Annotated in this window: 30 protein-coding genes, 4 tRNA genes and 1 rRNA gene; all 35 read right to left on the bottom strand. The window is 55.0% G+C overall.

Features of this window, described 5'->3' with window-relative positions; all coding sequences use genetic code 11:
- Window positions 1–46: 46 nt before the first annotated feature.
- Window positions 47–352 (bottom strand): 30S ribosomal protein S14, encoded by a 306-nt coding sequence (gene rpsN, locus PSFL_RS00175; protein ID WP_003176414.1) that lies wholly within the window; start codon window positions 350–352, stop codon window positions 47–49.
- A 13-nt stretch (window positions 353–365) separates the two neighbouring features.
- A complete protein-coding gene (gene rplE / locus PSFL_RS00170) occupies window positions 366–905 on the bottom strand; it encodes a 50S ribosomal protein L5 (protein WP_003210069.1) in 540 nt (179 codons plus the stop codon).
- 22 nt (window positions 906–927) lie between these two features.
- The gene (gene rplX, locus PSFL_RS00165; protein ID WP_029299388.1) at window positions 928–1,242 is read right to left on the bottom strand and encodes a 50S ribosomal protein L24; all 315 of its coding nucleotides are present in this window, start codon (window positions 1,240–1,242) and stop codon (window positions 928–930) included.
- An 11-nt stretch (window positions 1,243–1,253) separates the two neighbouring features.
- Window positions 1,254–1,622: a 50S ribosomal protein L14 gene (gene rplN, locus PSFL_RS00160; RefSeq protein ID WP_002555479.1), complete on the bottom strand. Its 369-nt coding sequence runs from the start codon at window positions 1,620–1,622 to the stop codon at window positions 1,254–1,256.
- A gap of 23 nt (window positions 1,623–1,645) precedes the next feature.
- Window positions 1,646–1,912, bottom strand: coding sequence for a 30S ribosomal protein S17 (rpsQ, locus tag PSFL_RS00155; protein ID WP_003176419.1), 267 nt, complete (start codon window positions 1,910–1,912; stop codon window positions 1,646–1,648).
- Window positions 1,913–1,914: 2 nt separating this feature from the next.
- Window positions 1,915–2,106, bottom strand: a complete 192-nt coding sequence (gene rpmC / locus PSFL_RS00150; RefSeq protein ID WP_002555481.1) for a 50S ribosomal protein L29 — start codon at window positions 2,104–2,106, stop codon at window positions 1,915–1,917.
- Entirely contained in the window at window positions 2,106–2,519 is a 414-nt protein-coding gene (gene rplP, locus PSFL_RS00145; protein WP_003232424.1) for a 50S ribosomal protein L16, read from the bottom strand. The genes rpmC and rplP overlap by 1 nt, the downstream gene beginning before the upstream one ends.
- A gap of 12 nt (window positions 2,520–2,531) precedes the next feature.
- Window positions 2,532–3,218, bottom strand: a complete 687-nt coding sequence (gene rpsC, locus PSFL_RS00140) for a 30S ribosomal protein S3 (protein ID WP_003176422.1) — start codon at window positions 3,216–3,218, stop codon at window positions 2,532–2,534.
- A gap of 13 nt (window positions 3,219–3,231) precedes the next feature.
- Window positions 3,232–3,564, bottom strand: a complete 333-nt coding sequence (gene rplV, locus PSFL_RS00135) for a 50S ribosomal protein L22 (protein ID WP_003103908.1) — start codon at window positions 3,562–3,564, stop codon at window positions 3,232–3,234.
- A gap of 11 nt (window positions 3,565–3,575) precedes the next feature.
- On the bottom strand, window positions 3,576–3,851 hold the full coding sequence (gene rpsS, locus PSFL_RS00130) for a 30S ribosomal protein S19 (RefSeq protein WP_002555486.1): 276 nt from the start codon (window positions 3,849–3,851) through the stop codon (window positions 3,576–3,578).
- A 16-nt stretch (window positions 3,852–3,867) separates the two neighbouring features.
- On the bottom strand, window positions 3,868–4,692 hold the full coding sequence (gene rplB, locus PSFL_RS00125; RefSeq protein WP_003176423.1) for a 50S ribosomal protein L2: 825 nt from the start codon (window positions 4,690–4,692) through the stop codon (window positions 3,868–3,870).
- Between the two features lie 14 nt (window positions 4,693–4,706).
- The gene (gene rplW / locus PSFL_RS00120) at window positions 4,707–5,006 is read right to left on the bottom strand and encodes a 50S ribosomal protein L23 (protein ID WP_002555488.1); all 300 of its coding nucleotides are present in this window, start codon (window positions 5,004–5,006) and stop codon (window positions 4,707–4,709) included.
- Window positions 5,003–5,605, bottom strand: coding sequence for a 50S ribosomal protein L4 (rplD, locus tag PSFL_RS00115; RefSeq protein ID WP_057438746.1), 603 nt, complete (start codon window positions 5,603–5,605; stop codon window positions 5,003–5,005). The genes rplW and rplD overlap by 4 nt, the downstream gene beginning before the upstream one ends.
- Window positions 5,606–5,617: 12 nt before the next feature.
- On the bottom strand, window positions 5,618–6,253 hold the full coding sequence (rplC, locus tag PSFL_RS00110) for a 50S ribosomal protein L3 (protein WP_003194649.1): 636 nt from the start codon (window positions 6,251–6,253) through the stop codon (window positions 5,618–5,620).
- 81 nt (window positions 6,254–6,334) lie between these two features.
- Window positions 6,335–6,646 carry a 30S ribosomal protein S10 gene (gene rpsJ / locus PSFL_RS00105; RefSeq protein ID WP_003186070.1) on the bottom strand — a complete coding sequence of 104 codons (312 nt, stop codon included), beginning with the start codon at window positions 6,644–6,646 and terminating at the stop codon, window positions 6,335–6,337.
- 157 nt (window positions 6,647–6,803) lie between these two features.
- A complete protein-coding gene (tuf, locus tag PSFL_RS00100) occupies window positions 6,804–7,997 on the bottom strand; it encodes an elongation factor Tu (protein WP_003176426.1) in 1,194 nt (397 codons plus the stop codon).
- Between the two features lie 30 nt (window positions 7,998–8,027).
- Window positions 8,028–10,133: an elongation factor G gene (gene fusA, locus PSFL_RS00095; RefSeq protein ID WP_029299268.1), complete on the bottom strand. Its 2,106-nt coding sequence runs from the start codon at window positions 10,131–10,133 to the stop codon at window positions 8,028–8,030.
- A 30-nt stretch (window positions 10,134–10,163) separates the two neighbouring features.
- Window positions 10,164–10,634: a 30S ribosomal protein S7 gene (rpsG, locus tag PSFL_RS00090; RefSeq protein ID WP_002555493.1), complete on the bottom strand. Its 471-nt coding sequence runs from the start codon at window positions 10,632–10,634 to the stop codon at window positions 10,164–10,166.
- Window positions 10,635–10,751: 117 nt separating this feature from the next.
- Window positions 10,752–11,123 (bottom strand): 30S ribosomal protein S12, encoded by a 372-nt coding sequence (gene rpsL / locus PSFL_RS00085; protein ID WP_002555494.1) that lies wholly within the window; start codon window positions 11,121–11,123, stop codon window positions 10,752–10,754.
- Window positions 11,124–11,339: 216 nt separating this feature from the next.
- Window positions 11,340–15,539, bottom strand: a complete 4,200-nt coding sequence (rpoC, locus tag PSFL_RS00080; RefSeq protein ID WP_057960765.1) for a DNA-directed RNA polymerase subunit beta' — start codon at window positions 15,537–15,539, stop codon at window positions 11,340–11,342.
- Window positions 15,540–15,603: 64 nt separating this feature from the next.
- On the bottom strand, window positions 15,604–19,677 hold the full coding sequence (gene rpoB, locus PSFL_RS00075; protein WP_053138310.1) for a DNA-directed RNA polymerase subunit beta: 4,074 nt from the start codon (window positions 19,675–19,677) through the stop codon (window positions 15,604–15,606).
- Window positions 19,678–19,896: 219 nt separating this feature from the next.
- Window positions 19,897–20,262, bottom strand: coding sequence for a 50S ribosomal protein L7/L12 (rplL, locus tag PSFL_RS00070; RefSeq protein ID WP_003210093.1), 366 nt, complete (start codon window positions 20,260–20,262; stop codon window positions 19,897–19,899).
- Window positions 20,263–20,340: 78 nt separating this feature from the next.
- Window positions 20,341–20,841 carry a 50S ribosomal protein L10 gene (gene rplJ / locus PSFL_RS00065; RefSeq protein WP_003176433.1) on the bottom strand — a complete coding sequence of 167 codons (501 nt, stop codon included), beginning with the start codon at window positions 20,839–20,841 and terminating at the stop codon, window positions 20,341–20,343.
- Window positions 20,842–21,040: 199 nt separating this feature from the next.
- A complete protein-coding gene (rplA, locus tag PSFL_RS00060) occupies window positions 21,041–21,736 on the bottom strand; it encodes a 50S ribosomal protein L1 (RefSeq protein WP_003176434.1) in 696 nt (231 codons plus the stop codon).
- Window positions 21,736–22,167, bottom strand: a complete 432-nt coding sequence (rplK, locus tag PSFL_RS00055; protein ID WP_003210097.1) for a 50S ribosomal protein L11 — start codon at window positions 22,165–22,167, stop codon at window positions 21,736–21,738. The genes rplA and rplK overlap by 1 nt, the downstream gene beginning before the upstream one ends.
- A gap of 117 nt (window positions 22,168–22,284) precedes the next feature.
- The gene (gene nusG, locus PSFL_RS00050; protein WP_003176436.1) at window positions 22,285–22,818 is read right to left on the bottom strand and encodes a transcription termination/antitermination protein NusG; all 534 of its coding nucleotides are present in this window, start codon (window positions 22,816–22,818) and stop codon (window positions 22,285–22,287) included.
- 9 nt (window positions 22,819–22,827) lie between these two features.
- Complete coding sequence (secE, locus tag PSFL_RS00045) at window positions 22,828–23,196, bottom strand: preprotein translocase subunit SecE (protein ID WP_029299242.1); 369 nt, start codon at window positions 23,194–23,196, stop codon at window positions 22,828–22,830.
- Window positions 23,197–23,241: 45 nt separating this feature from the next.
- Window positions 23,242–23,317: transfer RNA gene (locus PSFL_RS00040), tRNA-Trp, on the bottom strand.
- A 158-nt stretch (window positions 23,318–23,475) separates the two neighbouring features.
- Window positions 23,476–23,551 (bottom strand) — tRNA-Thr (locus tag PSFL_RS00035).
- A 26-nt stretch (window positions 23,552–23,577) separates the two neighbouring features.
- Window positions 23,578–23,651, bottom strand: a tRNA-Gly gene (locus tag PSFL_RS00030).
- A gap of 24 nt (window positions 23,652–23,675) precedes the next feature.
- Window positions 23,676–23,760 (bottom strand) — tRNA-Tyr (locus tag PSFL_RS00025).
- A gap of 142 nt (window positions 23,761–23,902) precedes the next feature.
- Window positions 23,903–24,349, bottom strand: coding sequence for a hypothetical protein (locus PSFL_RS00020; RefSeq protein WP_115129114.1), 447 nt, complete (start codon window positions 24,347–24,349; stop codon window positions 23,903–23,905).
- 7 nt (window positions 24,350–24,356) lie between these two features.
- Entirely contained in the window at window positions 24,357–25,106 is a 750-nt protein-coding gene (locus PSFL_RS00015) for a pantothenate kinase (RefSeq protein ID WP_169959840.1), read from the bottom strand.
- Complete coding sequence (gene birA, locus PSFL_RS00010; protein ID WP_057438742.1) at window positions 25,096–26,055, bottom strand: bifunctional biotin--[acetyl-CoA-carboxylase] ligase/biotin operon repressor BirA; 960 nt, start codon at window positions 26,053–26,055, stop codon at window positions 25,096–25,098. Before birA ends, PSFL_RS00015 begins: the two co-directional genes overlap by 11 nt.
- A 187-nt stretch (window positions 26,056–26,242) precedes the next feature.
- A 5S ribosomal RNA gene (rrf, locus tag PSFL_RS00005) occupies window positions 26,243–26,358 on the bottom strand.
- Between the last annotated feature and the right edge of the window lie 2 nt (window positions 26,359–26,360).

Below are 26,360 nucleotides of genomic sequence, written 5' to 3'. Positions count from 1 at the left end.
GGCGGTCAGTATCTTGCGATCCTGGCCACCGAGACTTCGAAAGTACTTACCAGCTGGCTTTAACCAGACCTGGTACGTCACCACGCATTGCCGCTTCACGCAGTTTGTTACGGCCGAGGCCGAACTTGCGGTAAACGCCGTGTGGACGACCGGTCAGGCGGCAGCGGTTACGCATGCGCGAAGCGCTTGCGTCACGTGGCTGCTTCTGCAGAGCTACTGTAGCTTCCCAACGCGCTTCTGGACTTGCGTTCAGATCAACGATGATAGCTTTCAGTGCTGCACGCTTCTTGGCGTACTTGGCAACCGTGAGCTGACGCTTCAGCTCGCGGTTTTTCATGCTCATCTTGGCCATGGTCCTACTCCAATCAGTTGCGGAACGGGAATTTGAACGCACGCAGCAGAGCGCGGCCTTCATCATCGTTCTTGGCAGTGGTGGTCAGGGTGATGTCCAGACCGCGGAGAGCATCGATCTTGTCGTAGTCGATTTCCGGGAAGATGATCTGCTCTTTCACGCCCATGCTGTAGTTACCACGACCATCGAAGGACTTGGCATTCAGGCCGCGGAAGTCGCGAACCCGAGGCAGGGAGATCGACAGCAGACGATCCAGGAACTCGTACATACGCTCACGGCGCAGAGTCACTTTGACACCGATCGGCCAACCTTCACGGACTTTAAAGCCAGCGATGGATTTCCGAGCGTAAGTCACAACGACTTTTTGACCGGTGATCTTTTCCAGGTCAGCAACAGCGTGCTCGATGACTTTTTTGTCACCGATCGCTTCGCCCAGACCCATGTTCAGGGTGATTTTGGTAACGCGCGGAACTTCCATCACGTTCGAAAGCTTAAGTTCTTCCTTAAGCTTCGGAGCGATTTCCTTCCGGTAAATCTCTTTTAGTCGTGCCATGGTCTTATCTACCTAGCAGTGTTCAAGCATCAACCGCTTTTTGGGTCGACTTGAAGACACGAATTTTCTTACCGTCTTCTACTTTGAAACCAACGCGGTCAGCCTTGTTGGTTTCGCCGTTGAAGATGGCGACGTTAGAAGCGTGCAATGGCGCTTCTTTCTCGACGATACCGCCCTGTACGCCCGACGCGGGGTTAGGCTTGGTATGACGCTTGACCAGGTTCAGACCACCAATGACCAGACGGTCATCAGCAAGAACCTTCAGCACCTTACCGCGCTTACCTTTGTCTTTGCCGGCGATCACGATGATCTCGTCGTCACGACGAATCTTTTGCATGTCGGATCTCCTTACAGCACTTCTGGGGCGAGCGAGACGATCTTCATGAACTTCTCAGTACGAAGTTCACGGGTCACTGGCCCAAAGATACGGGTGCCGATCGGCTCTTGCTTGTTGTTCAGAAGAACAGCAGCGTTGCCATCAAAGCGGATAATGGAGCCATCAGCACGACGTACGCCGTGACGAGTGCGGACTACAACAGCAGTCATCACTTGGCCTTTTTTCACTTTACCGCGAGGAATTGCTTCCTTCACGGTAACTTTGATGATGTCACCGATACCAGCGTAACGACGATGGGAGCCACCCAGCACCTTGATGCACATAACACGGCGAGCGCCGCTGTTATCGGCCACATCGAGCATGGATTGAGTCTGAATCATATAATTTCTCCGACCCCTAGTCCTTAGACTTCCACAGCGCGTTCGAGAACATCAACCAGTGCCCAAGACTTGGTCTTGGCCAGCGGACGAGTTTCACGAATAGTGACTTTGTCGCCGATGTGGCACTGATTGGTTTCGTCGTGCGCGTGCAGCTTAGTCGAACGCTTAACATATTTACCGTAGATCGGGTGCTTAACGCGACGCTCGATCAAAACGGTGATGGTTTTGTCCATCTTGTCGCTGACAACACGGCCAGTCAGCGTACGGACAGTCTTTTCGGCTTCAGCCATGATCACTTACCTGCCTGCTGGTTGAGCACAGTCTTCACGCGAGCGATGTCACGCTTAACTTGCGAGAGCAGATGAGACTGCCCCAACTGGCCAGTTGCTTTCTGCATACGCAGATTGAACTGGTCGCGCAGCAGGCCGAGCAGTTGCTCGTTCAGCTGCTGTGCGGATTTTTCACGAAGTTCATTCGCTTTCATCACATCACCGTCCGTTTAACAAAGGCGGTGGCGAGCGGCAGCTTTGCAGCAGCCAGGGCAAAAGCCTCACGCGCCAGCTCTTCAGTTACACCCTCGATTTCATACAGGACTTTGCCTGGCTGAATCTGGGCTACCCAGTATTCCACGTTACCCTTACCTTTACCCATCCGAACCTCGAGAGGCTTTTTGGAGATCGGCTTGTCCGGGAATACACGGATCCAGATCTTGCCGCCACGTTTAACGTGACGGGTCAGAGCACGACGCGCTGACTCGATCTGACGAGCGGTGAGACGACCACGAGCTACAGACTTCAGCGCGAACTCGCCGAAGCTGACTTTGCTACCGCGCTGAGCCAGACCACGGTTGTGGCCTGTCATCTGCTTGCGGAACTTCGTACGCTTAGGTTGCAACATTTGGCGTACCCCTTACTTAGCAGCTTTTTTACGAGGCGCTGGTGCTTGTGGTTTCAGTTCTTCTTGGCGACCACCAATTACTTCGCCCTTGAAGATCCAAACCTTTACACCGATCACACCGTAAGTGGTGTGAGCTTCGTAGTTGGCATAGTCGATGTCGGCACGCAGGGTGTGCAATGGCACACGACCTTCGCGATACCATTCAGTACGTGCGATTTCAGCACCGCCGAGACGACCGCTCACTTGGATTTTGATGCCTTTGGCACCAATGCGCATGGCGTTCTGTACAGCGCGCTTCATAGCACGACGGAACATTACGCGGCGCTCCAGCTGCTGAGCTACGCTCTGCGCAACCAGCATACCGTCGAGCTCCGGCTTGCGGATCTCTTCGATATTGATGTGCACAGGCACACCCATTTGCTTGGTCAGGTCCTGACGCAGTTTCTCAACATCTTCACCTTTCTTCCCGATAACGATACCTGGACGAGCGGTGTGGATGGTGATACGTGCAGTTTGCGCCGGACGATGGATATCGATACGGCTTACGGACGCGCTTTTTAGTTTGTCTTGGAGATACTCACGCACCTTCAGATCAGCGAACAAATAGTCCGCATAAGTCCGACCGTCTGCGTACCAGACGGAGGTGTGCTCCTTGACGATTCCCAGGCGAATGCCAATGGGATGTACTTTCTGACCCATCTCTTCGACTCCGTTACTTGTCAGCAACCTTGACAGTGATATGGCAAGACCGCTTGACGATGCGATCAGCACGGCCTTTGGCACGCGGCATGATACGCTTCAGCGAACGCCCTTCGTTGACGAAAACGGTGCTGACCTTCAGGTCATCAACGTCTGCGCCTTCGTTATGCTCGGCGTTGGCTACGGCCGACTCCAGCACTTTCTTCATGATCTCGGCGGCTTTCTTACTGCTGAAAGCCAACAGGTTGAGCGCTTCGCCCACCTTCTTCCCGCGGATCTGGTCGGCGACCAAGCGGGCTTTCTGGGCGGAGATTCGAGCGCCCGACAACTTAGCGGCTACTTCCATTTCCTAACCCCTTAACGCTTGGCTTTCTTGTCTGCCACGTGCCCACGATAAGTGCGGGTACCGGCAAACTCGCCCAGTTTGTGGCCGACCATGTCTTCGTTAACGAGAACTGGGACGTGCTGACGACCGTTGTGTACTGCGATGGTCAAACCGACCATTTGTGGCAGGATCATAGAACGGCGCGACCAGGTCTTAACTGGTTTGCGATCGTTCTTTTCCGCCGCCACTTCGATCTTCTTCAGTAGGTGAAGATCAATAAAAGGACCTTTTTTCAGAGAACGTGGCACTGTCGTATCCCTCTATTTACTTGCGACGACGGACGATCATTTTGTCGGTACGCTTATTACCACGAGTCTTCGCGCCCTTAGTCGGGAAGCCCCATGGCGATACCGGATGACGACCACCAGAGGTACGACCTTCACCACCACCGTGTGGGTGGTCAACCGGGTTCATGGCAACACCACGAACGGTTGGGCGAACGCCACGCCAGCGTTTGGCACCAGCTTTACCCAGCGAACGCAGGCTGTGCTCGGAGTTCGAGACTTCGCCCAGGGTCGCACGGCATTCAGCCAGTACTTTACGCATCTCACCAGAACGCAGACGCAGGGTCACGTAGACACCTTCACGAGCGATCAGCTGAGCCGAAGCACCAGCGGAACGAGCGATCTGTGCGCCTTTACCTGGCTTCAATTCGATGCCGTGTACGGTGCTACCAACTGGAATGTTACGCAGTTGCAGAGCGTTGCCCGGCTTGATCGGTGCCAGGGCACCTGCGATCAGCTGGTCGCCAGCACTCACGCCTTTAGGCGCGATGATGTAGCGACGCTCGCCATCTGCGTACAGCAGCAGAGCGATGTGAGCAGTACGGTTTGGATCGTATTCGATACGCTCGACAGTGGCAGAGATGCCATCTTTGTCGTTGCGACGGAAATCGACCAGACGATAATGCTGCTTATGGCCACCACCGATGTGACGAGTGGTAATGCGACCATTGTTGTTACGACCACCAGTCTTCGATTTCTTCTCGAGCAGCGGTGCGTGAGGAGCGCCTTTATGCAGCTCCTGGTTGACCACCTTGACCACAAAACGGCGGCCAGGGGAAGTCGGTTTGCATTTAACGATTGCCATGATGCACCCCTTCCTTACTCAGCACTGCTGCTGAAATCGAGATCTTGGCCTGGCTGAAGGGAGATAACTGCCTTCTTCCAGTCATTACGCTTGCCCAGACCGCGAGCAGTGCGCTTGCTCTTACCCAGAACATTCAGGGTAGTAACACGCTCTACTTTCACGCTGAACAGGCTTTCGACGGCCTTCTTGATTTCCAGCTTGGTTGCGTCAGTTGCAACCTTGAAAACGAACTGGCCTTTCTTGTCAGCCAGAACCGTAGCCTTTTCGGAAACGTGCGGGCCAAGCAGAACTTTAAATACGCGTTCCTGGTTCATCCCAGCAGCTCCTCGAATTTCTTCACGGCCGACACGGTGATCAACACCTTGTCGTATGCGATCAGACTAACTGGATCGGAACCTTGCACGTCACGTACATCAACGTGTGGCAGGTTGCGAGCAGCCAGGTACAGGTTCTGATCAACAGCTTCAGACACGATCAGGACATCAGTCAGACCCATGCCGTTCAGCTTGTTCAGCAGATCTTTGGTTTTCGGCGCTTCAACAGCGAAGTCCTGAACCACGACCAGACGATCAGTACGCACGAGTTCAGCAAGGATGGAGCGCAGTGCTGCGCGATACATCTTCTTGTTGAGCTTCTGAGAGTGATCCTGTGGACGAGCTGCGAAAGTGGTACCGCCGCCACGCCAGATTGGGCTACGGATAGTACCGGCACGAGCACGGCCAGTACCTTTCTGACGCCAAGGGCGCTTACCGCCACCACGAACGTCGGAACGGGTCTTTTGCTGCTTGCTACCTTGACGGCCGCCGGCCATGTAGGCCACGACTGCTTGGTGAACGAGCGTCTCGTTGAATTCGCCGCCAAATGTCAGTTCGGAAACTTCGATCGCTTGAGCGTCATTTACATTTAATTGCATGTCAGCTTCCCCTTAACCGCGAGCCTTGGCCGCTGGACGTACAACCAGGTTGCCGCCAGTAGCGCCAGGAACAGCACCCTTGACCAACAACAGATTGCGTTCAGCGTCGACGCGCACTACTTCGAGGGACTGCACGGTCACGCGCTCAGCGCCCATATGACCGGACATTTTTTTGCCCTTGAATACACGACCAGGAGTCTGGCACTGGCCAATAGAGCCCGGGACGCGGTGGGAAACGGAGTTACCGTGAGTGTTGTCTTGGCCACGGAAATTCCAACGCTTGATCGTACCCTGGAAGCCTTTACCCTTGGACTGACCGGTTACATCAACCAGTTGACCAGCGGCGAAGATTTCAGCGTTGATCAGATCGCCAGCCTGGTAGTCACCATCTTCAAGACGGAACTCCATAACAGTACGACCAGCTGCAACGTTTGCTTTAGCGAAGTGACCTGCTTGAGCAGCAGTCACGCGCGAAGCACGACGCTCGCCGACAGTGACTTGCACTGCACGATAGCCATCGGTTTCTTCAGTTTTGAACTGGGTGACGCGATTCGGCTCGATCTCAATGACCGTGACCGGAATGGAGACACCTTCTTCGGTGAAAATACGGGTCATACCGCATTTACGACCGACTACACCAATAGTCATGTTGTAAACCTCATGAGTGTACGGGGCTTTCACCCGCTATGGCCGCCCATTTCAGAGCGTTACACGACTAAGACCCGAGTCTTAGCCGAGGCTGATCTGTACTTCCACACCGGCCGCCAGATCAAGCTTCATAAGTGCATCAACGGTTTTATCCGTTGGCTGGACGATGTCCAGAACGCGCTTATGAGTACGGATCTCGTACTGGTCACGCGCGTCTTTGTTGACGTGCGGGGAGACCAGAACGGTGAACCGCTCTTTGCGGGTAGGCAGTGGAATAGGACCACGCACTTGTGCCCCAGTACGTTTCGCGGTTTCCACGATTTCCTGGGTGGATTGGTCGATCAGGCGATGGTCAAAAGCCTTCAACCTGATACGGATTTGCTGATTTTGCATTGGATTTCAGACTCCGGCTGCTATTCCCACCGAGCGCACTGCGCCCGTTAAAAGGAGGCGCAATTCTATAGACGCCCCAGATAGGTGTCAACCCAATAAAAAAGCCCCCGCTGAGCGGGGGCTTTTCAAAGCATCGAAGCTATCTCAGAAGAGATGCTTACTCGATGATTTTAGCTACAACGCCAGCACCAACGGTACGGCCGCCTTCACGGATTGCGAAGCGCAGACCGTCTTCCATTGCGATGGTTTTGATCAGGGTGACAACCATTTTGATGTTGTCGCCTGGCATTACCATTTCAACGCCTTCCGGCAGTTCGCAGTTACCAGTCACGTCAGTAGTACGGAAGTAGAACTGTGGACGGTAGCCTTTGAAGAACGGAGTGTGACGACCGCCTTCTTCTTTGCTCAGCACGTACACTTCAGCTTCGAACTTGGTGTGCGGCTTAACCGAACCTGGCTTAACCAGAACCTGGCCACGCTCAACGTCGTCACGCTTGGTACCACGCAGCAGAACGCCGCAGTTCTCGCCAGCACGACCTTCGTCGAGCAGCTTACGGAACATTTCAACACCGGTGCAGGTGGTGACGGTAGTGTCACGCAGACCAACGATTTCCAGTGGATCCTGAACCTTGACGATACCGCGCTCGATACGACCAGTTACAACAGTACCGCGACCGGAGATCGAGAATACGTCTTCGATTGGCATCAGGAACGGCTTGTCGATAACACGAACTGGATCTGGGATGTAGCTGTCCAGAGTCTCAACCAGTTTACGAACGGACGTGGTGCCCATTTCGTTATCGTCTTTGCCTTCCAGAGCCATACGAGCAGAACCGATGATGATCGGAGTGTCGTCGCCTGGGAAGTCGTAAGTGCTCAGCAGATCGCGCACTTCCATCTCAACCAGTTCCAGCAGCTCAGCGTCGTCTACCAGGTCGGCCTTGTTCAGGTAAACCACGATGTACGGAACGCCTACCTGACGGGACAGCAGGATGTGCTCACGGGTTTGTGGCATCGGACCATCAGCGGCCGAGCAAACCAGGATTGCGCCGTCCATCTGGGCAGCACCGGTGATCATGTTCTTCACATAGTCAGCGTGACCTGGGCAGTCAACGTGAGCGTAGTGACGGATCAGCGAGTTGTATTCAACGTGCGCGGTGTTGATGGTGATACCACGAGCTTTTTCTTCTGGCGCGCTGTCGATTTTATCGAAATCAACGATTGCGGAACCGAATACTTCGGAGCAAACGCGAGTCAGAGCAGCAGTCAGAGTGGTTTTACCATGGTCAACGTGACCGATAGTGCCAACGTTGACGTGCGGTAGGGAACGATCAAATTTTTCTTTAGCCACGACAATTAACTCCTTGCCTAAAGGACTGAATCAGCCTTGTTTTTTGGATACAGTTTCAGCGATGTGCGCCGGAGCTGTGTTGTATTTTTTGAATTCCATAGAGTAGCTTGCGCGACCCTGGGACATGGAGCGAACGTCGGTCGCGTAACCGAACATCTCACCCAACGGAACCTCGGCGCGAATCACTTTGCCGGAAACCGTGTCTTCCATACCCAAGATCATGCCGCGACGACGGTTAAGGTCGCCCATGACATCACCCATATAGTCTTCAGGTGTAACAACTTCTACCGCCATGATTGGCTCAAGCAACTCACCACCGCCCTTCTGGGCCAGTTGCTTGGTTGCCATGGAAGCAGCCACCTTAAACGCCATCTCGTTGGAGTCGACGTCGTGGTAAGAACCGTCAAAAACGGTTGCTTTCAGGCCGATCAGCGGATAGCCGGCAACAACACCGTTCTTCATCTGCTCTTCGATACCCTTCTGGATAGCAGGGATGTATTCCTTAGGAACAACACCACCTACTACTTCGTTCACGAATTGCAGACCTTCCTGACCTTCGTCAGCAGGAGCAAAACGGATCCAGCAGTGACCGAACTGACCACGACCGCCGGACTGACGAACGAACTTGCCTTCGATTTCACAGTTCTTCGTGATGCGCTCACGATAGGAAACCTGAGGCTTACCGATGTTGGCTTCGACGTTGAACTCACGGCGCATCCGGTCAACCAGGATGTCCAGGTGCAACTCGCCCATGCCGGAGATGATCGTTTGACCAGTCTCTTCATCAGTCTTGACGCGGAAAGATGGATCTTCCTGAGCAAGTTTGCCCAGTGCAATACCCATTTTTTCCTGGTCATCCTTGGTCTTAGGCTCTACGGCAACCGAGATAACCGGCTCCGGGAAGTCCATGCGAACCAGGATGATTGGCTTAGCAGCGTCGCACAAGGTCTCACCAGTGGTGACATCCTTCATGCCGATCAAGGCCGCGATGTCACCAGCGCGTACTTCCTTGATCTCTTCACGGGCGTTTGCGTGCATTTGCACCATACGACCCACACGCTCTTTCTTGCCCTTGACCGAGTTGATCACGCCGTCGCCGGAGGCCAACACGCCCGAGTAAACGCGGACGAAAGTCAGGGTACCCACGAATGGGTCGGTAGCGATCTTGAACGCCAGAGCCGAGAACGGCTCGCTGTCGTCAGCGTGACGCTCCATCTCTTCTTCCTCGTTATCAGGGTTAGTACCCTTGATAGCAGGAATGTCAGTTGGAGCAGGCAGGTAGTCGATAACGGCGTCGAGAACCAGGGGAACACCCTTGTTCTTGAAGGAAGAACCGCAAACAGCCAAGACGATCTCACCAGCGATAGTACGCTGACGCAGAGCAGCCTTGATTTCCACGTTGGTGAGTTCTTCACCTTCGAGGTACTTGTTCATCAGCTCTTCGCTGGCTTCGGCAGCAGCCTCAACCAGGTTATTGCGCCACTCGTCAGCCAGCTCCTGCAATTCTGCAGGGATAGGCTTACGAACAGGAACCATACCTTTGTCGGCGTCATTCCAGTAGACGGCTTCCATGGTGATCAGATCGATCTGGCCCTGGAAGTTGTCTTCGGAACCGATAGCCAATTGGATTGGCACCGGAGTGTGACCCAGACGCTGCTTGATCTGACCGATCACGCGCAGGAAGTTCGCACCAGCACGGTCCATCTTGTTTACGTAAACAAGACGTGGAACACCGTACTTGTTGGCTTGACGCCATACGGTTTCCGACTGAGGCTCAACGCCCGAAGTACCGCAGAACACAACGACCGCGCCGTCGAGTACACGCAGGGAACGCTCAACTTCAATGGTGAAGTCTACGTGGCCCGGGGTATCGATTACGTTGAAGCGGTGCTCGTCCTTGTACTGCTTGGCAGAACCTTTCCAGAAGGCGGTAATAGCAGCAGAAGTAATGGTAATACCACGCTCCTGCTCCTGAACCATCCAGTCTGTGGTCGCGGCGCCATCATGCACCTCGCCCATTTTGTGACTTTTGCCGGTGTAAAACAGTACGCGCTCGGTGGTGGTGGTTTTACCAGCATCCACGTGAGCAACGATACCGATGTTACGGTAGCGGCTAATCGGAGTAGTACGAGCCATAAAGCCCTCGCAAAATTAGTGAAGCTAAGATTAGAAGCGGTAGTGCGAGAAAGCTTTGTTAGCTTCAGCCATACGGTGCACGTCTTCACGCTTCTTAACAGCAGCACCTTTACCTTCAGCAGCGTCCAACAGCTCGCCGGCCAAACGCAGAGCCATAGACTTCTCGCCGCGCTTACGGGCGAAGTCTACCAACCAGCGCATTGCCAGGGCGTTACGACGGGACGGACGAACTTCGACCGGAACCTGGTAAGTAGCACCGCCTACACGGCGCGACTTCACTTCGACCAGCGGAGCGATGGCGTCGAGAGCTTTCTCGAAGATTTCCAGGGGGTCGCTGTTCTTGCGTTCTTTAACCTTTTCCAGCGCGCCATAAACGATACGCTCGGCAACGGCTTTCTTGCCGCTTTCCATCACGTGGTTCATGAACTTGGCCAGAATTTGGCTTCCGTATTTTGGATCGTCAAGCACTTCGCGCTTGGCTGCTACGCGTCTTCTTGGCATGGATAAGCCCTCAAACGGTCTTCAGGTTCGTTCGGAATCGGTGCCCTTGCGGGACGCCTCCGACCTTACTCTTATCGACTCAGAAAATAAGATGATTCAGTTTACAAAAAGCCGGTACTACTTAGGCTTCTTGGTACCGTACTTCGAACGACCCTGGTTACGACCTTTAACGCCGGAAGTATCCAAGGAGCCGCGTACGGTGTGGTAACGAACACCTGGCAAGTCTTTTACACGACCGCCGCGGATCAGTACCACGCTGTGCTCTTGCAGGTTGTGACCTTCACCACCGATGTACGAGGAAACCTCGAAACCGTTGGTCAGGCGCACACGGCATACTTTACGCAGTGCCGAGTTAGGTTTTTTCGGCGTAGTGGTATACACGCGAGTGCATACGCCACGACGTTGCGGGCAGTTCTGCAGCGCAGGTACGTCGGATTTCTCGACGATACGCTTACGCGGCTGACGTACCAGCTGGTTGATAGTTGCCATCTACTAGCTCCACTGTTGTCTTGCGACGCTATTGTCTTGCAAGAAAAGCAAAATGGCAGGAACGAATTCCCGCCAAATTTAGGGGTACAAGAGTCTAAAGAGGATCTTGCCCCCAGTCAAGGCAAGGCCCCGACCTCCCCCTCCATCGAAACCCGACAAAACTGTCTTGTTCCGACGAACGGGGCTGCCAGGGCCCGGACTTATTTATCGCAGAACTCAGTTACCGCTAGAGTTCAGCGCTTCGGTCAGTGCAGCTTCCACTTCACTGGCGCTTACGCGCAGCGGCTTGTCGAGTTCACGGCGACGCTTACGCTCGCTGTGGTAGGCCAAGCCGGTACCGGCCGGGATCAGTCGACCCACAACCACGTTTTCTTTCAGGCCGCGCAGGTAATCGCGCTTGCCGGTTACCGCTGCTTCGGTCAGTACGCGAGTGGTCTCCTGGAAGGAGGCCGCCGAGATGAACGACTCAGTGGACAACGACGCCTTGGTGATACCCAGCAACACGCGAGTGAACTTGGAAACAAATTTCTCTTCGGTTGCCAGACGCTCGTTTTCTACCAGTACGTGAGTCAGTTCCATCTGGTCGCCCTTGATGAAACTCGAATCGCCGGATTCAGCGATTTCAACTTTACGCAGCATCTGACGCAGGATGGTCTCGATGTGCTTATCGTTGATCTTCACGCCTTGCAGACGGTAAACGTCCTGGATCTCGTTAACGATGTACTTGGCCAGCGCACTCACACCCAGCAGACGCAGGATGTCGTGTGGATCGCTCGGACCGTCGGAGATAACTTCGCCGCGGTTTACCTGTTCGCCTTCGAACACGTTCAGGTGACGCCACTTCGGAATCAGCTCTTCATACGGATCGCTACCGTCGTTCGGGGTAATGACCAGACGGCGCTTGCCCTTGGTCTCTTTACCGAACGCGATGGTGCCGCTGACTTCAGCCAGGATCGACGCTTCTTTCGGACGACGAGCTTCGAACAAGTCGGCAACACGCGGCAGACCACCGGTGATGTCACGGGTCTTCGAAGTTTCTTGCGGGATACGCGCGATAACATCACCGATCGCGATCTTCGCACCATCCGCTACACCGACCAGGGCGTTGGCTGGCAGGAAGTACTGAGCGATAACGTCAGTGCCTGGCAGCAACAGATCCTTGCCGTTGTCATCGACCATCTTCACGGCAGGACGGATGTCTTTACCGGCAGCTGGACGATCTTTGGCGTCGAGTACTTCAATGTTGGTCATACCGGTCAATTCGTCAGTCTGACGCTTGATCGTGATGCCTTCTTCCATGCCCACGTAGGTCACGGTACCTTTCATTTCGGTAACGATTGGGTGAGTGTGCGGATCCCACTTGGCCACGATTGCGCCAGCGTCGACCTTGTCACCTTCTTTAACCGAAATCACAGCACCGTACGGCAGCTTGTAACGCTCACGCTCACGACCGAAGTCATCAGCAATCGCCAGCTCACCGGAACGGGACACAGCAACCAGGTGGCCATCCACTCGCTCAACGTGTTTCAGGTTGTGCAGACGGACAGTACCGCCATTCTTCACCTGAACGCTGTCGGCTGCGGAGGTCCGGCTTGCCGCACCACCGATGTGGAACGTACGCATGGTCAGCTGGGTACCCGGCTCACCGATGGACTGGGCAGCGATAACGCCGACCGCTTCACCGATGTTCACCTGGTGGCCACGAGCCAAGTCACGGCCGTAGCACTTGGCGCAGATACCGTAGCGGGTTTCGCAGCTGATCGGCGAGCGAACAATCACTTCGTCGATGCTGTTGAGTTCGATGAACTCGACCCACTTCTCATCCACCAGGGTGCCGGCAGGAACGATAACTTCCTCGGTACCTGGCTTGAACACGTCACGGGCAATAACACGACCCAATACGCGCTCACCCAGCGGCTCTACAACGTCACCGCCTTCAATGTGCGGAGTCATCAGCAGGCCGTGCTCGGTGCCGCAATCGATCTCGGTTACAACCAGGTCTTGTGCAACGTCTACCAGACGACGAGTCAGGTAACCGGAGTTAGCGGTTTTCAACGCGGTATCCGCCAGACCTTTACGAGCACCGTGAGTAGAGATGAAGTACTGAAGTACGCTCAAACCTTCACGGAAGTTCGCAGTAATCGGCGTTTCGATGATGGAACCGTCCGGCTTGGCCATCAGGCCACGCATACCGGCGAGCTGACGGATCTGCGCAGCAGAACCCCGTGCGCCCGAGTCGGCCATCATGTACATCGAGTTGAAAGACTCTTGATCGACTTCCACGCCATGACGGTCGATAACCTTCTCTTTCGAGAGGTTGGCCATCATTGCCTTGGACACTTCGTCGTTGGCCTTGGACCAAAGGTCGATCACTTTGTTGTACTTCTCGCCCTGGGTTACCAGGCCGGAGGCGTACTGGCTCTCGATCTCTTTCACTTCGTCAGTAGCAGCACTGATGATGCGGGCTTTTTCATCCGGGATAACGAAGTCGTTAACACCGATGGAAACGCCGGAAATGGTCGAATAAGCAAAACCGGTGTACATCAACTGGTCAGCGAAGATCACGGTCTCTTTCAGACCAACCACGCGGTAGCACTGGTTGATCAGCTTGGAGATCGCCTTTTTCTTCATCGGCAGGTTGACGACGTCGTACGACAGACCTTTTGGCACAACCTGGTACAACAGCGCACGGCCGACAGTGGTGTCGACGATACGGGTGTTGCTCACGCTGCCGCCGTCACGGTCGTTGACGGTTTCGTGAATGCGCACTTTGACCTTGGCGTGCAGTGCGGCTTCGCCGGCACGGAACACACGGTCAACTTCTTGCAGGTCAGCGAACACACGACCTTCGCCCTTGGCGTTGATCGCTTCACGGGTCATGTAGTACAGACCCAATACAACGTCCTGCGACGGAACGATGATTGGCTCACCGTTGGCTGGCGACAGAATGTTGTTGGTCGACATCATCAACGCACGCGCTTCCAACTGGGCTTCCAGTGTCAGCGGTACGTGCACGGCCATTTGGTCGCCGTCGAAGTCGGCGTTGTACGCAGCACAGACCAGAGGGTGCAGCTGGATAGCCTTACCTTCGATCAGTACCGGTTCAAACGCCTGGATACCCAGACGGTGAAGGGTCGGTGCACGGTTGAGGAGGACCGGGTGTTCGCGAATCACTTCAGCGAGAACGTCCCAAACCTCTGGCAGTTCGCGCTCGACCATTTTCTTGGCCGCTTTGATGGTGGTCGCGAGACCGCGCATTTCCAGCTTGCCGAAGATGAAAGGCTTGAACAGCTCAAGCGCCATCTTCTTAGGCAGACCGCACTGGTGCAGACGCAGGGTCGGGCCTACGGTAATTACCGAACGACCGGAGTAGTCAACACGCTTACCGAGCAAGTTCTGACGGAAACGACCTTGCTTACCCTTGATCATGTCAGCCAGGGATTTCAGAGGACGCTTGTTGGAACCGGTAATAGCGCGGCCACGACGACCGTTGTCGAGCAAGGCGTCGACCGCTTCTTGCAACATACGCTTTTCGTTGCGCACGATGATGTCCGGAGCGGACAGATCAAGCAGGCGCTTCAAGCGGTTGTTACGGTTGATCACGCGGCGGTACAGGTCGTTGAGGTCGGACGTCGCGAAACGACCACCGTCCAACGGTACCAGCGGACGCAGGTCTGGCGGCAGAACCGGCAGAACGGTCAGCACCATCCACTCTGGCAGGTTGCCGGAACCCTGGAAGGCTTCCATCAACTTCAGACGCTTGGACAGCTTCTTGATCTTGGTTTCGGAGTTGGTTTGCGGAATTTCTTCACGCAGGCGGCCAATCTCGTGCTCCAGGTCGATAGCGTGCAGCAGTTCGCGGACAGCTTCGGCACCCATGCGGGCATCGAAATCGTCGCCGAACTCTTCCAGCGCTTCGAAGTACTGCTCGTCGTTGAGCAGCTGACCTTTTTCAAGGGTGGTCATGCCTGGGTCGATAACGACATAGCTCTCGAAGTAGAGAACGCGTTCGATATCACGCAGGGTCATGTCCATCAGCAAGCCGATACGGGACGGCAGCGATTTCAGGAACCAGATGTGGGCAACCGGCGAAGCCAGCTCGATGTGCGCCATGCGCTCACGACGAACCTTGGCCAGTGCAACTTCAACGCCGCACTTCTCGCAGATCACACCACGGTGCTTCAAGCGCTTGTACTTACCGCACAGGCACTCGTAATCCTTTACCGGGCCAAAGATCTTGGCGCAGAACAGGCCGTCACGCTCAGGTTTGAACGTACGGTAGTTGATGGTTTCCGGCTTTTTAACTTCACCGAACGACCACGAACGGATCATCTCAGGCGATGCCAATCCAATACGGATGGCGTCGAACTCTTCGACTTGACCCTGGTTTTTCAGCAAATTCAGTAGGTCTTTCAAGGCCTTTCCTCCTGGCGGAGCAGAGAGCGGGCATCACTGCCCCGCTCTCGATTCGCGTCACGTGTTATTCGGTTTCCAGATCGATATCGATGCCGAGGGAACGAATTTCTTTGATCAACACGTTGAAAGACTCGGGCATGCCCGGCTCCATACGGTGATCGCCGTCCACGATGTTTTTGTACATCTTGGTACGACCGTTCACATCGTCCGACTTCACTGTGAGCATTTCTTGCAGAGTGTATGCAGCACCGTATGCTTCCAGTGCCCAGACCTCCATCTCCCCGAAACGCTGACCACCGAACTGAGCCTTACCACCCAGCGGCTGCTGGGTAACCAGGCTGTACGAACCGGTAGAACGAGCGTGCATCTTGTCGTCTACCAAGTGGTTCAGCTTCAGCATGTACATGTAGCCAACAGTAACCGGGCGCTCGAACTTGTTGCCGGTACGGCCGTCGAACAGCTGCATCTGGCCGCTTTCTGGCAGGTCTGCCAGTTTCAGCATGGCCTTGATTTCGCTTTCCTTGGCACCGTCGAACACCGGGGTAGCCATTGGAACGCCGCCGCGCAGGTTTTTCGCCAGATCCAGGATTTCCTGGTCGGAGAAAGTGTCCAGCTCTTCTTTGCGGCCGCCGATCTCGTTGTAGATCTCGTGCAGGAACTTACGCAGGTCTGCGACCTTGCGCTGCTCTTCGATCATACGGTTGATCTTCTCGCCCAGACCTTTAGCCGCGAGGCCCAGGTGGGTTTCAAGGATCTGACCAACGTTCATACGCGAAGGTACGCCCAACGGGTTGAGGACGACGTCGACCGGGGTGCCATTGGCATCGTGCGGCATGTCTTCAACCGGCATGATCACGGAGACCACACCTTTGTTACCGTGACGACCGGCCATCTTGTCGCCCGGCTGAATGCGACGACGGATTGCCAGGTAAACCTTGACGATTTTCAGCACGCCTGGAGCCAGGTCATCGCCCTGCTGCAGTTTGCGCTTCTTGTCTTCGAACTTGTCGTCCAGCAGACGGCGGCGATCAACGATGTAGGCCTGGGCCTTCTCGAGCTGCTCGTTCAGAGCATCTTCAGCCATGCGCAGTTTGAACCACTGGCCGTGCTCAAGACCGTCGAGGATTTCGTCGGTGATATCCTGACCTTTCTTCAGACCTGCGCCGCCTTCAGCCTTGTGGCCTACCAGGGCAGAACGCAGACGTTCGAAGGTCGCGCCTTCAACGATACGGAACTCTTCGTTCAAATCCTTGCGGATTTCGTCGAGTTGAGTCTTCTCGATGGACAGTGCACGAGCATCACGCTCGACGCCGTCACGGGTGAAGACCTGTACGTCGATGACAGTACCCTTGGTACCAGTAGGTACGCGCAGGGAGGTGTCTTTAACGTCGCTGGCTTTTTCGCCGAAGATGGCACGCAGCAGCTTCTCTTCCGGAGTCAGTTGGGTCTCGCCTTTCGGAGTGACCTTACCGACCAGGATGTCGCCAGCGCCAACTTCAGCACCTACGTAAACGATACCGGCTTCGTCCAGCTTGTTCAGCGCAGCTTCACCCACGTTCGGGATGTCTGCAGTGATTTCCTCTGGCCCAAGCTTGGTGTCACGTGCCACACAGGTCAGTTCCTGGATGTGGATCGTGGTGAAACGGTCTTCTTGAACAACACGCTCGGACAGGCAGATGGAGTCTTCGAAGTTGAAGCCGTTCCACGCCATGAACGCGATGCGCATGTTCTGACCCAGAGCCAACTCACCCATATCGGTGGACGGACCGTCGGCCATGATGTCGCTACGCTGAACGCGATCACCCTTACGCACCAGCGGACGCTGGTTGATGCAGGTGTTCTGGTTCGAGCGGGTGTATTTGGTCAGGTTGTAGATGTCGACACCGGCTTCGCCAGTTTCAACTTCGTCATCGGCAACACGAACCACGATACGGCTGGCATCAACAGAGTCGATCACGCCGCCACGACGAGCCACGACGCAAACGCCGGAGTCACGGGCTACGTTACGCTCCATGCCGGTACCTACCAGCGGCTTGTCAGCGCGCAGGGTCGGTACAGCTTGACGCTGCATGTTGGAACCCATCAACGCACGGTTGGCGTCATCGTGTTCCAGGAACGGGATCAGCGATGCTGCAACCGAAACTACCTGCTTGGGCGATACGTCCATCAAGGTGACGTCTTCCGGCGCCTTGACGGTGAACTCGTTCAAGTGACGAACAGCTACCAGCTCGTCGATCAGGACTTTCTTGTCGTTCATCGTGGCCGAAGCCTGAGCGATCACGTGATCAGCTTCTTCGATGGCGGACAGGAAGACGATCTCGTCGGTGACCAGGGCGTCTTTCACCACGCGGTACGGGCTCTCGAGGAAGCCGTACTGGTTGGTGCGCGCATAGGCAGCCAGGGAGTTGATCAGACCGATGTTCGGACCTTCCGGCGTTTCGATCGGGCAAACACGACCGTAGTGCGTCGGGTGTACGTCACGAACTTCAAAGCCAGCACGCTCACGGGTCAGACCGCCCGGGCCCAGTGCAGAAACACGGCGCTTGTGGGTGATCTCGGAGAGCGGGTTGTTCTGGTCCATGAACTGCGAAAGCTGGCTGGAGCCGAAGAACTCTTTCACCGCCGCAGCCACTGGCTTGGCGTTGATCAGGTCTTGCGGCATCAGGCCTTCGCTTTCGGCCATCGACAGACGCTCTTTGACCGCACGCTCAACACGTACCAGGCCAACGCGGAACTGGTTCTCGGCCATTTCGCCTACGCAGCGAACACGACGGTTACCCAGGTGGTCGATGTCATCGACGATGCCTTTACCATTACGGATGTCGACCAGAGTCTTCAGGACCGCAACGATGTCTTCCTTGCACAGCACGCCCGAACCTTCGATCTCGGTACGACCGATACGACGGTTGAACTTCATCCGGCCGACCGCAGACAGGTCATAGCGCTCAGGGCTGAAGAACAGGTTGTTGAACAGGGTTTCGGCAGCGTCTTTGGTTGGTGGCTCGCCTGGACGCATCATGCGATAGATTTCGACCAGCGCTTCCAATTGGTTGCTGGTGGAGTCGATCTTCAGGGTGTCGGAGACGAACGGACCGCAGTCGATATCGTTGGTGTACAGGGTCTCGATGCGAACAACCTGGGCCTTGGCGATTTTTGCCAGGATCTCGGTGTTCAGCTCGGTGTTGCACTCAGCCAGGATCTCGCCTGTCGCCGGGTGAACGATAACCTTGGCGGTAGTGCGGCCCAGGACGTAGTCCAGAGGCACGTCCAGCGACTTGATACCGGCTTTTTCGATCTGGTTGATGTGGCGCGCAGTAATACGACGGCCAGCCTCAACAATGACCTTGCCCTTCTCATCCTGGATGTCCAGGACGGCAATTTCACCACGCAGACGCGAAGCAATCAGTTCCAGGCTGAGGGTTTCATCCTTCAGGCTGAATACGTTGGTGGTGTAGAAAGCGTCCAGCACTTGCTCAGTGGTATAGCCGAGCGCGCGCAGCAGTACCGAGGCCGGCAGCTTGCGACGACGGTCGATACGCACGAACACGCAGTCTTTAGGGTCGAACTCGAAGTCCAACCACGAACCACGGTACGGAATGATCCGCGCGGAGTACAGGAGCTTACCGGAGCTGTGCGTCTTGCCGCGGTCGTGGTCGAAGAACACGCCCGGGGAACGGTGCAGCTGGGAAACGATTACACGCTCGGTACCGTTGATAACGAAGGTACCGTTCTCAGTCATCAATGGGATTTCGCCCATGTAGACTTCTTGCTCTTTGATGTCCTTGATCGCTTTGTTCGACGATTCTTTGTCGAAAATGATCAGACGAACTTTTACCCGCAAAGGTACGGCGTACGTAACACCGCGCAACACGCATTCTTTGACATCAAATGCCGGTTCGCCCAGGCGATAACCGACGTACTCCAGCGCAGCATTGCCGGAGTAGCTGATGATCGGGAAAACGGATTTGAAGGCCGCATGCAGGCCCACGTCGCGGAACTGATCTTTGGTCGCTCCCGCCTGCAAGAATTCACGATACGAATCCAGCTGGATAGCCAGAAGGTACGGGACATCCATGACGTCCGGCAACTTGCTAAAGTCCTTGCGGATACGTTTTTTCTCAGTATATGAGTAAGCCATCAGCGTTCCCCAGCTTGGTCACCTGCTTGTTTGGCCCCCCCGACGGGAGCAGCCAGAAAATCTTGCAAACCCCTTGGTTTGCACCACCGCATCGGGTGGCTACAGCGCGTTAGTGGCGGCGACCGAGTCGACAGCCAAGAACGGAAAAAGGCCGGTGGCAAGAGCCACCAGCCATCAGCCTTCAGCTTAACGCTTGGGCTGGAAACGCAAGGTCGATGCTTACTTCAGCTCGACTTTAGCGCCTGCTTCTTCCAGTACTGCTTTGGCTTTGTCAGCAGCGTCTTTGGACACAGCTTCCAGAACCTGGGCAGGAGCGCCGTCAACTACAGCCTTGGCTTCTTTCAGGCCCAGACCGGTCAGTTCACGTACTGCCTTGATCACGTTTACTTTCTTCTCGCCAGCTTCCAGCAGCATGACGTTGAATTCGGTTTGCTCTTCAGCAGCAACAGCAGCAACAGCTGGGCCAGCGGAAGCAGCGGCAGCGGAAACGCCGAATTTTTCTTCGAAAGCTTTGATCAGCTCAACAACCTGCAGAACCGACATTTCAGCTACGGCGTTGAGGATATCGTCTTGGGAGATAGACATTGCTGTATTTCCTGAATTGGGGGACGGCCTACGCGGCCATCGAAATAAACAAAAAAACGCGAGAGACGTTGCTCAGCCTTAGGCTGCTGCAGCTTCTTTTTGCTCGCGAACTGCGGCCAGAGTACGAGCCAGCTTGCTGGTAGCGCCTTGAATCACGCTCATCAGCTGCGAAATAGCTTCGTTACGGGTCGGCAGTGTTGCCAGTACGTCGATTTGGTTAGCTGCGAGGAACTTGCCCTCGAACGCAGCTGCCTTGATCTCGAACTTATCCTGACTCTTGGCGAATTCCTTGAACAAACGGGCAGCAGCGCCTGGATGGTCCTTGGAAAACGCGATCAGAGTCGGGCCGGTGAACACGTCGTTGAGGACACTGTATTCAGTGTCAGCAACAGCGCGCTTGAGCAGGGTGTTACGTACAACACGTACGTATACGCCAGCTTCACGAGCCTCTTTACGGAGTCCGGTCATAGCGCCTACTGTCACACCACGGGCATCAGCCACGACAGCGGACAGAGCAGCTTTGGCAGCCTCGTTGACTTCAGCGACGATGGCCTTCTTGTCTTCGAGATTAATTGCCACGGGTTTAACTCCTGCTTGTTACCGTTTCATCTGGCCTAGGCCGGATGTCGTTTTGGTGTCTGATTCGGTAAGGAACCGGGAGCACCATCTGCGTAGGCTTGATGGTTTAAGACTTGCGTCGCCTACGGTCTTGGATAGCCCCCGCCAGGCAGGGACCCCAATTTTTCAATTGGCGCAATCACTTGCGCCAACCTGTGTCTTATACGTCCAGCGAACCCTGGTCGATGACCAGACCTGGGCCCATAGTGGTGCTCAGGGTAACGCGCTTGACGTAGATACCTTTCGAAGAAGCTGGCTTGATACGCTTCAGATCAGCGATCAGGGCTTCAACGTTTTCCTTCAGCTTGACGGCGTCGAAGCCGACCTTGCCAACGGAAGTGTGAATGATGCCGTTTTTGTCGGTGCGATAACGAACCTGACCAGCCTTGGCGTTTTTAACCGCGGTAGCTACGTCTGGAGTTACGGTACCGACTTTCGGGTTAGGCATCAGACCACGTGGACCCAGGATCTGACCCAACTGACCTACAACGCGCATTGCATCCGGGGAGGCAATAACTACGTCGTAGTTCAGGTCGCCGCCTTTCATTTCGGCAGCCAGGTCGTCCATGCCAACGCGATCAGCGCCAGCGGCCAGAGCAGCTTCAGCTGCCGGGCCTTGGGTGAAGACAGCAACACGTACAGTCTTGCCAGTACCGTGTGGCAGCACAGTAGCGCTACGAACGACCTGGTCGGATTTACGTGGGTCAACACCCAGGTTTACAGCAACGTCAACGGACTCGCTGAACTTGACAGTCGACAGCTCGGTCAGCAGAGCAGCAGCGTCTACAAAGTTGTAGGACTTGCCCGCTTCGATTTTGCCGGCGATAGCCTTTTGGCGCTTGGTCAGCTTAGCCATTACACACCCTCCACGTTAAGGCCCATGCTACGAGCAGAACCGGCGATGGTACGCACGGCTGCATCCATATCAGCTGCAGTCAGATCCGCGTTTTTGGTTTTCGCGATTTCTTCCAGCTGAGCACGAGTTACGGTGCCAACCTTAACGGTGTTCGGACGAGCGGAACCGCTAGTCAGACCAGCAGCTTTCTTCAACAGAACCGAAGCCGGGGTCGACTTGGTTTCGAAAGTGAAGCTACGGTCGCTGTATACAGTGATGATCACTGGAGTCGGCAGACCTGGCTCAATACCCTGGGTACGGGCGTTGAAGGCCTTGCAGAATTCCATGATGTTCACGCCGTGCTGACCCAAAGCTGGACCGACGGGTGGGCTAGGGTTGGCCTGAGCGGCCTTCACTTGCAGCTTGATGTAAGCGGTAATCTTCTTGGCCATGAGGCACTCCAATTACGGGTTCAAGCGCCTCGAAAGGCTCCCCGGTTACTTGCGCGTTTATCCCAGTGACGACAAAACCCCACAGCCTAAGGCTGCGGGGTTGGGATGCTTTGTCAGCTAGACCTTTTCGACCTGGCTGAACTCCAACTCTACCGGAGTAGAGCGACCGAAAATGAGCACCGCCACTTGGATCCGGCTCTTTTCGTAGTTAACTTCTTCGACAGTACCGTTGAAATCAGCAAACGGACCATCAGTGACACGAACAACCTCACCCGGCTCGAACAACGTCTTCGGCTTCGGCTTGTCGCTACCGTCAGCAACACGACGCAGAATCGCTTCTGCTTCCTTGTCAGTGATCGGTGCAGGCTTATCAGCGGTACCGCCGATGAAGCCCATGACGCGAGGAGTGTCCTTGACCAAGTGCCAAGTACCCTCATTCATGTCCATCTGTACCAGCACGTAGCCAGGGAAGAACTTGCGCTCGCTTTTGCGTTTCTGGCCATTACGCATTTCAACCACTTCTTCAGTGGGAACCAGAATTTCGCCGAAGCCATCTTCCATGCCTGCCAGCTTTACGCGCTCCAGCAAAGAGCGCATAACATGCTTCTCGTAACCCGAGTAAGCATGCACAACGTACCAACGCTTAGCCACGGGACACCCTTAGCCAACAATCAAGGAAACAAGCCAGCCGAGCAGGGAATCAAGCCCCCACAACAGCAACGCCATAACCAGAACAACAGCCACAACAATCAGCGTGGTCTGCGTGGTTTCTTGGCGAGTTGGCCAAACGACTTTACGTATTTCGGTGCGAGCTTCCTTTACCAGCACAGCGAAAGACTTACCCTTTACTGTCTGCAGACCAATGAAAACGGCCACAGCAGCAAGAGCGAGCAATACGAGTACGCGGTACAGGATCGGCGAAGCAGAATAATACTGATTGCCAACAACGCCTACGACCACCAAAGCGACGACAGCGAGCCACTTAACCAGATCGAAACGAGAGCTTTGAGCTTCAGCCTTAGGAGTCATCTATGAAGATCCTGTGAAAAGAAAGCCAGATACACCACGTGAATCTGGCAGGTCAGGAGGGAATCGAACCCCCAACCTACGGTTTTGGAGACCGTCGCTCTGCCAATTGAGCTACTGACCTAAAACAAAATCAGGCCGACCATTATGCAGGCCTGAAAAAGACTTTACAACAACCAACCCCAATAGACTTGAAACAACCCGATAACACCAGGCAAAACAAGATCAAGCCGAGGCAGCTGTTAAAACAAAGGCAGATATTTTCATATCTGCCTTGTTATATGGAGCTCTTGAGCGGATTTGAACCGCTGACCTCACCCTTACCAAGGGTGTGCTCTACCAACTGAGCTACAAGAGCGAAACACCTTGCACAACCTGCAAACTTGGAGCGGGTAGCGGGAATCGAACCCGCATCATCAGCTTGGAAGGCTGAGGTTCTACCACTAAACTATACCCGCGGAGCTTGCAGCTCACGCTAAAAATGGTGGAGGGGGAAGGATTCGAACCTTCGAAGTCGTAGACGTCAGATTTACAGTCTGATCCCTTTGGCCGCTCGGGAACCCCTCCTAAGCGAGCCGGCATTTTACATTACGCCGACCTTCTGTCAAGCATTTTCTCATTAAAAATATGAGGTTAGCTGCGTGACGATCGCTTCACACCAACTTCCCAAGAGGGTCATCACTGTGGAGCGGGCGCCATTCTATGCAAACTATTCGACAGTTGCAATGCCTTCGCACGGCATTATTTTATGTTTTAACTCATTGAATTCATTAGCAAGGCTTTCAAAAGGCAGATCGTCAGCCAGACGGCGGCTTTCAGGCGCTACACGCAACCAGAAAGAAGGCGCACCCGCTGAGACCAACGACTGGATCCGGACCCTGATATCCAGACTGATAAGCCGCTGCTCCAGGAACTGCGCTTGCTCATGACTCGAAAACCCTCCGATATACAAGCAGCCAGCAGGCGCCTCCGGAGCCCTGGCCTTGTCACGCCGCGACACAGAGTCCGCCGACTCGCTCAGCAGCTGAATATCCTGCTGGGAGCCCCGGTACAGCGCCAACGGAGTGACATCCTTCGCACGCAGCGGAGCCTCTTGCTGGTGCCAGACGTAATAAAAAACATTGAGGACCAGCAGCAACAGAAACAACCAACGCATAAAAACCTCAGGACAAAGGGCACGCCATCGCCAAGCCAACAAATACCAGGTCCGGAACGAAGCGAGCGCCCGGCAAGGCGTCAGCGACCAACTCCGCATCCCCCCCCGTAAGAAACACCGAGAAGTCTTCCCCCCAATAACTGCGGGCCAGTTCCAGTTGTGACTGAGCAAAACCGCGGAGCATGAGCGTACAACCTCGTTCAACGGCTTGGGCAGTAGTACGGCCAGGCACCAGGCTTTCCAACGCACGCTCAGCAGCGACATCGTCATACCGTATTTTACGGGTATGGGTTCGCAGCTGATTGCGCATCAGGGGCATGCCCGGGCAGATAAATCCTCCAAGATGCTCGCCATCAGCCGTGATGAAATCGGCAGTGGCCGCCGTACCAAAATCAAGCACCAGGCATGCTCCCGAGGCTAGCTGGAAGCCTCCAAGCATCGCCAGCCAACGATCCAGCCCTAGACGGGCGTAGTCTTCATACCCATTGCGCACGCCGGCCATTTCACGCGACGGCGCAGCACAGCTGATAGAAACACCAAAGGCCGCAACCAACACACCCGCCAGGCGGTTCGTCTCTTCCTGCGCGCGAACGCTGACCAATCTGCAATGCTGCAGCGACAGTCCAGTCAACGAATGAAGGCTACCCAGCAACGCCACATCGGAATCAACAACCCCTTCAGCAAAAACGGCTGCGTGGCTTGCCTCGAGTACTCGCCATTTGATGAAACTATTCCCACAGTCGAGCTCAAGAATCATCACGCAACCTCAGGCTTAGCTCACCACCACTGTATATTTTCTCAACACCGTTTACTTCGAGACGTAGAGCGCCTTGATCATCAATACCCAGCACAACCCCGTCCACCTGGTTAACACCTGCGATCAATGACACCGCCTTTCCCTGCCATAAATGATTTTGCTCCCACTCCTGGCGAATTACCGAAAAGCCGGAATCTCTATGATGATCGAGATAACCTTGTAACGCCTGACTCAGGTGTGCGACCAGATGATTTCGGTCTACCGCACGACCTGTTTCGAGCTGTATTGATGTCCACTGCTGATCCACTTCCGCGGCGCTCTGCATGTTCGCATTGATACCAATACCGAGCACTACATGGCATACGTCAGCAGGGTCCCCTACCAATTCAAGAAGGATGCCAGCTATCTTCTTCGAACCAACGAGCACGTCATTAGGCCACTTCAAACCCGAACCGTGGACACCAAAGTCGCGCAACGTTTGCATCACCGCCAAGCCCACGACGAGACTCAGCCCTTCTAGCTGTCGTAAACCGCCATCGATACGAAGCACAAGGCTGTAGTAAACATTCTGTGCAAATGGACTAACCCATTTACGCCCTCGACGCCCCCTTCCTGCGGTCTGCTGTTCTGAGAGAACAAGGAACGGCGCCACCTGCCCCGCCTCAATAAGGCGCAAAGCCTCGGCATTAGTGGAGCCGATGGTCTCGGATATAAAAACTGAACCTGCGCAGACCTGCGACTTGAGGGCGATCTCATCAGCGCTCAATAGAACCAGCGGGGACGCCAATTGATAGCCCCTCCCCCTGACCTTGTGAATTGTCAGATCCAGCTCGATCTCCAGATGCTGGAGTTGCTTCCACACAGCACTACGACTGACGCCCAGGGCGGCGCCTAGCGCTTCACCCGAGTGGAATCGGCCATCTTTCAGAAGTTTTAACAACGTCAGCATGCAAGTCTCGCCTCACAATGAGGCACGCATGATAGCCATGCGCAGAGCCATTGCATAGAAAGCAAGCTGGCTTATGGCGAGAGCGCAGGGACAGCTTGCTTTCTATGCAATGGCGATAGGCCAGAACCTTTTCGACCGTCCAAAACAAAACCCCAACTGCTTTCGCAATTGGGGTTTCGGAATTTAATCTTGACGATGACCTACTCTCACATGGGGAAACCCCACACTACCATCGGCGATGCATCGTTTCACTACTGAGTTCGGGATGGGATCAGGTGGTTCCAATGCTCTATGGTCGTCAAGAA

This window comes from Pseudomonas sp. DD1, from assembly GCF_044510355.1.
In the GTDB taxonomy this organism is placed as follows: Bacteria; Pseudomonadota; Gammaproteobacteria; order Pseudomonadales; family Pseudomonadaceae; genus Aquipseudomonas; species Aquipseudomonas shahriarae.
Note: the sequence above shows the minus strand (reverse complement) of the source record. Positions and strands in the feature narration are given on the sequence as shown.

Excerpts from the sequence above, each read along its gene's own strand:
- rpsN (WP_003176414.1), bottom strand. The coding sequence starts at position 352 with ATGGCCAAGATGAGCATGAAAAACCGCGAGCTGAAGCGTCAGCTCACG.
- rplE (WP_003210069.1), bottom strand. The coding sequence starts at position 905 with ATGGCACGACTAAAAGAGATTTACCGGAAGGAAATCGCTCCGAAGCTT.
- rplX (WP_029299388.1), bottom strand. The coding sequence starts at position 1,242 with ATGCAAAAGATTCGTCGTGACGACGAGATCATCGTGATCGCCGGCAAA.
- rplN (WP_002555479.1), bottom strand. The coding sequence starts at position 1,622 with ATGATTCAGACTCAATCCATGCTCGATGTGGCCGATAACAGCGGCGCT.
- rpsQ (WP_003176419.1), bottom strand. The coding sequence starts at position 1,912 with ATGGCTGAAGCCGAAAAGACTGTCCGTACGCTGACTGGCCGTGTTGTC.
- rpmC (WP_002555481.1), bottom strand. The coding sequence starts at position 2,106 with ATGAAAGCGAATGAACTTCGTGAAAAATCCGCACAGCAGCTGAACGAG.
- rplP (WP_003232424.1), bottom strand. The coding sequence starts at position 2,519 with ATGTTGCAACCTAAGCGTACGAAGTTCCGCAAGCAGATGACAGGCCAC.
- rpsC (WP_003176422.1), bottom strand. The coding sequence starts at position 3,218 with ATGGGTCAGAAAGTACATCCCATTGGCATTCGCCTGGGAATCGTCAAG.
- rplV (WP_003103908.1), bottom strand. The coding sequence starts at position 3,564 with ATGGAAGTAGCCGCTAAGTTGTCGGGCGCTCGAATCTCCGCCCAGAAA.
- rplB (WP_003176423.1), bottom strand. The coding sequence starts at position 4,692 with ATGGCAATCGTTAAATGCAAACCGACTTCCCCTGGCCGCCGTTTTGTG.
- rplW (WP_002555488.1), bottom strand. The coding sequence starts at position 5,006 with ATGAACCAGGAACGCGTATTTAAAGTTCTGCTTGGCCCGCACGTTTCC.
- rplD (WP_057438746.1), bottom strand. The coding sequence starts at position 5,605 with ATGCAATTAAATGTAAATGACGCTCAAGCGATCGAAGTTTCCGAACTG.
- rplC (WP_003194649.1), bottom strand. The coding sequence starts at position 6,253 with ATGACTATTGGTGTAGTCGGTCGTAAATGCGGTATGACCCGTATTTTC.
- rpsJ (WP_003186070.1), bottom strand. The coding sequence starts at position 6,646 with ATGCAAAATCAGCAAATCCGTATCAGGTTGAAGGCTTTTGACCATCGC.
- fusA (WP_029299268.1), bottom strand. The coding sequence starts at position 10,133 with ATGGCTCGTACTACTCCGATTAGCCGCTACCGTAACATCGGTATCGTT.
- rpsG (WP_002555493.1), bottom strand. The coding sequence starts at position 10,634 with ATGCCAAGAAGACGCGTAGCAGCCAAGCGCGAAGTGCTTGACGATCCA.
- rpsL (WP_002555494.1), bottom strand. The coding sequence starts at position 11,123 with ATGGCAACTATCAACCAGCTGGTACGTCAGCCGCGTAAGCGTATCGTC.
- rpoB (WP_053138310.1), bottom strand. The coding sequence starts at position 19,677 with ATGGCTTACTCATATACTGAGAAAAAACGTATCCGCAAGGACTTTAGC.
- rplL (WP_003210093.1), bottom strand. The coding sequence starts at position 20,262 with ATGTCTATCTCCCAAGACGATATCCTCAACGCCGTAGCTGAAATGTCG.
- rplA (WP_003176434.1), bottom strand. The coding sequence starts at position 21,736 with ATGGCTAAGCTGACCAAGCGCCAAAAGGCTATCGCCGGCAAAATCGAA.
- rplK (WP_003210097.1), bottom strand. The coding sequence starts at position 22,167 with ATGGCCAAGAAGATTACCGCTTACATCAAGCTGCAAGTGAAGGCCGCT.
- secE (WP_029299242.1), bottom strand. The coding sequence starts at position 23,196 with ATGACTCCTAAGGCTGAAGCTCAAAGCTCTCGTTTCGATCTGGTTAAG.
- PSFL_RS00020 (WP_115129114.1), bottom strand. The coding sequence starts at position 24,349 with ATGCGTTGGTTGTTTCTGTTGCTGCTGGTCCTCAATGTTTTTTATTAC.
- PSFL_RS00015 (WP_169959840.1), bottom strand. The coding sequence starts at position 25,106 with ATGATTCTTGAGCTCGACTGTGGGAATAGTTTCATCAAATGGCGAGTA.
- birA (WP_057438742.1), bottom strand. The coding sequence starts at position 26,055 with ATGCTGACGTTGTTAAAACTTCTGAAAGATGGCCGATTCCACTCGGGT.